Source organism: Paracoccus binzhouensis (genome assembly GCF_016446475.1).
GTDB lineage: Bacteria > Pseudomonadota > Alphaproteobacteria > Rhodobacterales > Rhodobacteraceae > Paracoccus > Paracoccus binzhouensis.
On sequence record NZ_JAEHFP010000168.1, the window covers coordinates 1 to 6,620 of the forward strand.

Sequence of the window (6,620 nt, forward strand, 5' to 3'; positions counted from 1 at the left end):
CTTTTGCACGCGACCCCAAACACGGTGCTGGTGGCGCTGGCCGCGGCGGCGCTGGCGACCGGCATCGCGCTGGCCGCGGCCGGGATCGCCGCCGCCGCGCCCCGCGCCTTGCGCGCCGCGATCCTGCGGCTGGTCGATGCGCTGCAGGTGCTGCCGGCGATGCTGGTCCTGCTGTTCGTCGCCGCCTTCGCCCGGCCCGGCCTTGCCGGGCTGATCCTGCTTCTAGGCCTGACCAGCTGGCACGAGGACGTGCGGCTGGCGCTGACGCTGATCCGGCGCGAGGCCGGGCGCGAGAACGTGCAATTCGCCCGCCGCATGGGCGCAGGCTGGCCCTGGTGCCTGCGCCGCCACGTCCTGCCCGCGATCCGCCCGGCGCTGGCCGCGCTTTATGTCCAGAACATCCGCCAGGTCACGCTGCGCGGCGCCGGGCTGGCCTTCCTGGGCCTGACCGATCCGCGCCTGCCCAGCTGGGGCAGCATGATGCAGGACGCGATGGACCAGCTCTACACCCCCGCCTGGAGCTGGCTGCTGCTGCCCCCCGCGCTGGCGCTGACCCTGTTCCTGCTGGCCCTGCTGGCGCTGACCGAAACCGCCCCGGCCGGGGTCGCCGCATGATCCGGGTCCGTGACCTGTCGCTGCACCACGGCGCGCGGCCGATCCTGCGCCATGTCACGCTGGAGGTCGCGCAAGGCGAGACACTGGCGCTGATCGGCCCTTCGGGCAGCGGCAAGACGACCCTCGCGCGGATGCTCCTGGGCCTGCCGCCGCAAGGTCGCGCGATGCGCTGGCGCGGCCGGGTGACGCTCGACGGGCTCGACATGCTGGAAAGCCCCGCCCGCCGGTTGCGGCGCTTTCGCGCGGCGGAAACCGGGATGATCGTGCAGGCGCTCTCGGACGCACTGAACCCACATCTCAGCGTGGCGCAGCACCTGTGCGAGGCCGGCGATCCGCAGGCGCTGGCCGAGGGCTTCAACATCCCGCCCCGGCTGCTGCCGCGCCTGCCGCGCGACCTCAGCGGCGGCGAAATCCAGCGCGTGCTGACCGCGCTCGCCATGGCGAAAGCGCCGCGCGTGCTGATCCTCGACGAGCCGACGGCGGCGCTGGACCCCGAGAACCGCGCCTGGGCGACCGCGCGTTTCGCGGCCGGCGCGCGGGACCGGGCGCAGCTGCTCATCACCCACGACCTGGAGTTGGCACGGGCGCTGTCCGATCGCATCGCCGTCATGCGCGCCGGCGAGTTGGTCGAGATCGGCGCCGCCGCGCAGGTGCTGGCGCGTCCCGGCCACGCCTGCACGCGCCGGCTGCTGGGCTTCGACCGCAAGCCGGGCCTGCATCTGCCGCCCGCGGAACCGCGTGACGGCGGGCTGCTGGTCGAGGGCCTGCGGCACCGGATCGGCGACCGGCTGCTGCTGCGCGAGGTCTCGGCCCGGATCCCGGTCGGGCACGGGCTTGCGGTGGTCGGTCCCAGCGGCTGCGGCAAGTCCACGCTGGCGCGGCTGCTGGCGGGCTATCTGCCGCTGCAACAGGGCCGGATCCTCTGGCAGCCGGGCGGGCGGGCGCCGCGCGTCGCGCTGGTCTCGCAGCATCCGCACCGGGCGCTGGCCCGGCATTTCACGGTGGAACAGGTGCTGGCCGAGGCTCTGCGGCTGGCCCGGCAGCCCGACGACCCCGCCCGCATCGCCGCCCTGCTGCGCGACACGGGCCTGCCCGACGCGCCGGGCTTCCGCGCCCGCCGCACCGACACGCTTTCGGGCGGCGAGGCGCAGCGGCTGGTGATCGCCCGCGCCGTCGCCGTGCACCCCGATTGCCTGGTCGCGGACGAGCCGACCAGCGCGCTGGACCCGGTCAGCCGCGACCAGGTGCTGGGCCTGCTGAACCGGCTGAAGCGCGAGCGGGGCGTCGCCCTGCTGCTGGTCACCCATGACGGCCAAGTCGCCCGCGCCCTGGCCGAGCGGACCGCGCGGTTGCAGGATGGGCGACTGGTTTTCGGCTGATCTAGGCCGGCTCGCGCAACTGCCGCACCGCGCGCTCCAGCGCCTCGATCTCGGGATCGGCGATGCCGAGTTCGCGCAGCCGCGCGGCGGTGTTCCACAGATAATCGCAATTCGGCCCCTTCTCGCCCGCCGCCCGCGCGATGGTGCGGGCCTGGTCCTCGACCGGCATCAGGCGGTAGGATTCATGCGCCTCGTTGACGACATAGGTCACCGCATCGAGCCGGCGGCCGCCCCGCAACAGCAGCGGCACCCGCATCTCGCGATAGGCCGGGCGGGCCAGTTCGCGCGCCCGCAAGCCGGCCAGCACCGCCGCTTCCTGCCCCGCGGCCGCGGCCAGCGCCAGCCCGTCGCAATGCGCGCCCGGCGCCGCATCCAGCGCCAGCACCAGCCCCGGCCACTCGGCCGTGCCGCGATAATGCTGCGACAGGATGCAGAACCGGCGCTGCCAGCCCAGCAGCCGCGCCGGCTCCTGCCGGGCCGGGACGAAGCCGGGGTCCCAGATCAGCGAGCCATAGCCGAAGACCCACAGCCCGGCCATCAGCCGGCGACCCGCATCGGCGCGGGTGCGACCGGCGCCACCTGGGCGCGGCGGTGCAGGCGCAGCATCTGGCCCATGATGTTGCGGCGGTGCATCTCGTCGGTGCCGCCGACCGAGGCGAAGGCCATGGCGTCGCGCAGGAAGCCCGAGACCCGCCCCTCGTGATAGCCGTCGCTGCCATGCAGCCGCAGCAGGTCCACCGCCGCCGCGATCACCGTGTCGGCCCCGGCGATCTTGGCGATCGAGCAGCTCATCGCCGCCTCGGGCGCGCCGCCCAGCAGCTGATGCAGCGCGCCATAGGCCGTCCAGCGCGAGGTCTCGATGCCGATGCGGATGTCGGTCAGCTTCTTCTGCACGTATTGGTGGTCTAGGATCGGCACGCCGAAGGTCTGGCGGCGCTGCGCATAGTCCAGCGCCTCGGCCAGCGCCGGCTCCAGCAGCCAGCCGCAGGCCAGCCCGTAATAGAGCCGCCCCAGCGAGACGATGCTGACCAGATTGCCCAGCCCCCTGCCCGGCTCGCCCAGCAGGTCGCCGTAATCCAGCGCCATGGCGTCGAATTCCAGCCGCCCGGTCGGCAGGTCGGCATTGCCCAGCTTGCGGTCGGCGGGCCCCGCCCGCAGCCCCGGCCGGTCGGTATCGACCAGCACCAGCGAGATGCCCTCGCGCCCCTCGCCCGCCAGCTTGCAGACGATCAGCACCATGGTGGCGATGCCGGCATGGGCGATGTTGTGCTTGGCGCCGTTCAGCACGAAGGTCTCGTTCGGCCCCGGCGTCAGGATCGACGAGGTGGCGCGCACGTCGGTGCCGGTATCGGGGTCGGCGATGGCCGTGGCGCTGAGCTCTCCGGCCAGGATGCGGCGCAGGTAGCGGCGGCGCTGCGCCTCGGTGCCGTAAAGCTCCAGCGCCCGGATCATCCCGGCCTGGCCGATCACCGACAGCACCAGCCCCGGATGGCGGATGGTCGAGGCCAGCCCTTCCAGCGCGGCGGTGAAGTTCCACCAGTCCACGCCCCAGCCGCCATGGTCCGAGGGCACGACCATGCGCCACAGCCCCGCCTGGACCAACCGGTCCCAGCGGCGGCGGTCGAACGCGCCGGGCGGCGGCTCGCCCGCCTCGGGCTGCCCGATGCGGGCATATTCCGCGCGGATCGCGGCCCGCGCCTCGTTCCAATGCATCTGCATGGTCTTGCCTCCGATATGCGGGTCAGGCGCGGCTCTGGTAGCGGGCGACGGCGGCCTTGAATTCCTCGGGCACCGGATAGGTCTTCTGCGATTCGTAGTCGAACATGACATGGACGGAATTCGCCCGCGCCACCTCGCGGCCGCTGTCGTCGGCCACCTGCATGACATGCTCCATCTCGAAGCTCTTGTTGCCGAACTTCGTCACGCGGCTGAGGATCGAGATGCGGTCGCCATAGACCGCCTGCGAGACATATTCGCAGGAGGTGCGCACCATGATATGCGGCAGCTTGCGGTTCTTGGGCAGTTCCAGCAACCCGTGCATGTATTCCAGATAGGCCGATTGCATGTAGTCGTAATAGATCGGGCTGCTGACATGGCCCATGGAATCGGTGTCGCGATAGCGCACCTCGATCTGGGTCTCGAACGGTTTCTCGTCCATTTCATCCTCCGGTCTGTTGGGGTTGTCAGACATGTGCGCGGCAGCATCTGGCGACAGGGCTGGAGGGGCCGTGAATGGTGAAGCCCATCGGCACCGGGCCGTAGCGGCGCAGGATGCGCAGCCCGTTCAGCCCGGCGGCGGCAAGCGTGGTGATGCAGCCCTCGGCCTCGCCCCGGGCGCATTGCTCGGCGGCGATGGCGGTGCTGGACACGAAGCGCCGCTCGATGCCGGGCGGCAGCAGGGCCTGCGGGGCGGGATGGGTGGCGCAGAGCCGCGGCTCGGCCTGCCGGTCCGGGCGGACGGCCAGCACCATCTCGTCCGTGTCCATGATGAACAGGTCGATCAGCTGCATGACCTGCAGATGGCTGTAGATGATGGAATGCAACTCGGGATAGGCGACGACGCCCAGCATGACTTCGCGCTCGCGACCGGCGGCCTGACTTGCCGCCTGCTCCATGCTGCGGTGCAGGACGATGTCGGCCCGGCCGCAGCGGCGGGTGATCCAGGACTGCGCGGCGCGCTGGCAATTCGTGCCCTCGGGGCCCAGCGTATGCACCCGGCGCACCCAGGCGAAAGATCGGGTCTGGCCCGGCCGCGCGGGCACCGGGGCGGAGGCGGACATGGCAGGTCGGATGCGGTTCAGCGTCAACGCAGGCGGTCGCCGGTCCATGAAGTCGCCCCTTCGAGCCCGAAACATGACCGCATGGAACACGCTGGGCGTGTCCGGGACAAATCGGAAATCCTGATGGGCGACCCTTGCCAGACCTGAGGACTGGCTGTTCAGTCCCGGCATGTGGTGGACCGGGTTGACGGTGTGTCTGTCTGGCTCCGAAGTCCGGATCTGGCAAAGTGCGAAGTTTTCACTTTGCCACAAATGGGAAATCCGTTCCCGATTCCGCGAGTGGGAAATCATTTTCCACTGGCCGATCAAGAGCCAAATTCTGGCTCTTGATCCAGCAACCGCAGGGTTTTCGCTTGCTGCGCCGCGTGGGCGGCTGGCATGAAAAGAAGCGCAAATCGCCAGCCGCCCTTGGCGTCTTCGGCCGCCCGTGACAGGCGACACGGGCGACGATCTGCCAGCCCCAAGCGGAAAGACGGCGGGCAGGCGCGATTCCGCCCGCCATCCCCTCATCCGCGCGCCGGAGGAACCGAGCGCAGGACACCCTCTTAGCGGAAGTCAGTTCCAGCCTCGGGCGGACATGCGTCCGGGCTACCACCGCCAGACCGGACTGTAGTCCGGTTGACAGGCGCGACGACCAAGGAAGGCGAGGATTGGCATGAACAGCAAAGCCGTCAGGATGGAGGAATACCAAAGCAACTGCCCGGAAGGCGCGATGGCTTACATCGCCGACATGCTGGGCTCCGGCCTCCGCGACATAATGGTCGCCACCATGGGCGGAACGGCCATCAAGATTCCGACACGCATCAAGGCGCTGACCGACAATCACCCCCTTGTTCGCAATCTCGGGCGGCTCGACGCAGAGGAACTGGTCGCCATCATGCCGGGCGAATCTTTCTACATCCGTCCCGACCTCCCGCCGGTCATGGCAAGAGCATTGCGATTGACGAATGCACTCGGCCGGACTAGAACAAATCGGAAACAAATGACTGAACCATGTCCGCTCGCCCTTTCCCCCTCGGGGTGGCGCCTTTCGGACGGGCGCCAGTCCCCGCGGCGCCGCAACCGACCGCGCCGACCCTGTCCGAAGCCTTCGACAGCCGTCCCCTGGCGGGCGCAGCGCCGGGATTCGTGCTGGCCGCCCTGCCGCCGGGGCTGGTGCTCTGGGCGCAGGACCGGCTCAGCCGGGCCGAGTTCGGCGCTCCCTTCCTGCCCGGTATGGGCCGGGACCTGCTGCGGCTGGACCTGACGCGTCCCGCCGATGTGCTGGCGGCGCTGGAGGACGGGTTGCAGGGTCGCGCCCTGGCCGCCGTGGTGGGCGAGATCCATGGCGCCGCTGCGGCGCTGAGCTTCACCGCCAGCCGCCGCCTGGCGCTGCGGGCCGAGGCGGCGGGCCTGCCCTGCTGGCTGATCCGCCATGCCGCGCCGCCCGAACCCAGCGCGGCGCGGATGCGCTGGCGGCTGACGCCGCTGCCCTCGCTTCCCCATCCCGACGATCCGCAAGCGCCGGGCGATCCGCGCTGGCTGGCCGAGCTGTTCCGGGCGCGCGGCCGGCCGCCCTCGACCTGGGTGGCGCGCCATGACCGGGCGGCGGATCGTCTCGATTTCTCTGCCCCGCCTGGCGATCGAGAGCTGGCTGAGCCGCGCCGCGCACCGGGGCGACGGCTGGCCTGAGGAGATCCCGCTGGCGCTGGCCGCGCCCGGTCCGCACGGGCCCGTCATCCATGCCGCGAACCGTGCCGCCGAACGGGCCGGGGCCCGCATCGGCGCCCGCGCCGTGGACAGCCGCGCCATCTGTCCCGCCCTGCGCATCGAACCGGCCGAGCCCGACCGCGACGCCGCCCGGCTG

General features: G+C 71.2%; 7 protein-coding genes and 1 pseudogene. 4 read left to right on the top strand and 4 right to left on the bottom strand.

Annotated features, from left to right (window positions below; translation table 11 throughout):
* Nucleotides 1-615: ABC transporter permease subunit (locus tag I9P22_RS22605; protein WP_199262317.1), on the top strand; the 615-nt coding region annotated here is incomplete at its 5' end.
* Complete coding sequence (locus I9P22_RS22610; RefSeq protein WP_199262319.1) at nt 612-1,994, top strand: ABC transporter ATP-binding protein; 1,383 nt, start codon at nt 612-614, stop codon at nt 1,992-1,994. The genes I9P22_RS22605 and I9P22_RS22610, both read left to right, overlap by 4 nt.
* 1 nt (nt 1,995) lies before the next feature.
* Here I9P22_RS22610 and I9P22_RS22615 read toward each other — a convergent pair whose 3' ends face one another.
* The 4 genes from I9P22_RS22615 to I9P22_RS22630 are packed head-to-tail and all read right to left on the bottom strand — an operon-like array spanning nt 1,996 to nt 4,822.
* Nucleotides 1,996-2,532, bottom strand: a complete 537-nt coding sequence (locus I9P22_RS22615) for a gamma-glutamylcyclotransferase (protein ID WP_199262321.1) — start codon at nt 2,530-2,532, stop codon at nt 1,996-1,998.
* Entirely contained in the window at nt 2,532-3,713 is a 1,182-nt protein-coding gene (locus I9P22_RS22620) for an acyl-CoA dehydrogenase family protein (protein WP_199262325.1), read from the bottom strand. Before I9P22_RS22620 ends, I9P22_RS22615 begins: the two co-directional genes overlap by 1 nt.
* 22 nt (nt 3,714-3,735) lie before the next feature.
* A complete protein-coding gene (locus tag I9P22_RS22625; protein WP_199262328.1) occupies nt 3,736-4,152 on the bottom strand; it encodes an acyl-CoA thioesterase in 417 nt (138 codons plus the stop codon).
* 25 nt (nt 4,153-4,177) lie between these two features.
* Nucleotides 4,178-4,822, bottom strand: coding sequence for a prephenate dehydratase (locus tag I9P22_RS22630; RefSeq protein ID WP_199262330.1), 645 nt, complete (start codon nt 4,820-4,822; stop codon nt 4,178-4,180).
* A 945-nt stretch (nt 4,823-5,767) separates the two neighbouring features.
* Between I9P22_RS22630 and I9P22_RS22635 the strand changes: the two genes are divergently transcribed.
* Together I9P22_RS22635 and I9P22_RS24705 are read left to right on the top strand one after the other, a co-directional pair.
* A complete protein-coding gene (locus I9P22_RS22635; RefSeq protein ID WP_199262332.1) occupies nt 5,768-6,445 on the top strand; it encodes a hypothetical protein in 678 nt (225 codons plus the stop codon).
* Nucleotides 6,351-6,620 (top strand): annotated as a pseudogene (locus I9P22_RS24705) (Y-family DNA polymerase); the annotation flags it as partial. The gene I9P22_RS22635 and the pseudogene I9P22_RS24705, both read left to right, overlap by 95 nt.

Bases quoted from the DNA above. Each gene is read 5' to 3' on its own strand.
- I9P22_RS22615 (WP_199262321.1), bottom strand. From the start codon at position 2,532: ATGGCCGGGCTGTGGGTCTTCGGCTATGGCTCGCTGATCTGGGACCCC.
- I9P22_RS22625 (WP_199262328.1), bottom strand. From the start codon at position 4,152: ATGGACGAGAAACCGTTCGAGACCCAGATCGAGGTGCGCTATCGCGAC.
- I9P22_RS22635 (WP_199262332.1), top strand. From the start codon at position 5,768: ATGTCCGCTCGCCCTTTCCCCCTCGGGGTGGCGCCTTTCGGACGGGCG.
- I9P22_RS22620 (WP_199262325.1), bottom strand. From the start codon at position 3,713: ATGCAGATGCATTGGAACGAGGCGCGGGCCGCGATCCGCGCGGAATAT.
- I9P22_RS22630 (WP_199262330.1), bottom strand. From the start codon at position 4,822: ATGGACCGGCGACCGCCTGCGTTGACGCTGAACCGCATCCGACCTGCC.
- I9P22_RS22610 (WP_199262319.1), top strand. From the start codon at position 612: ATGATCCGGGTCCGTGACCTGTCGCTGCACCACGGCGCGCGGCCGATC.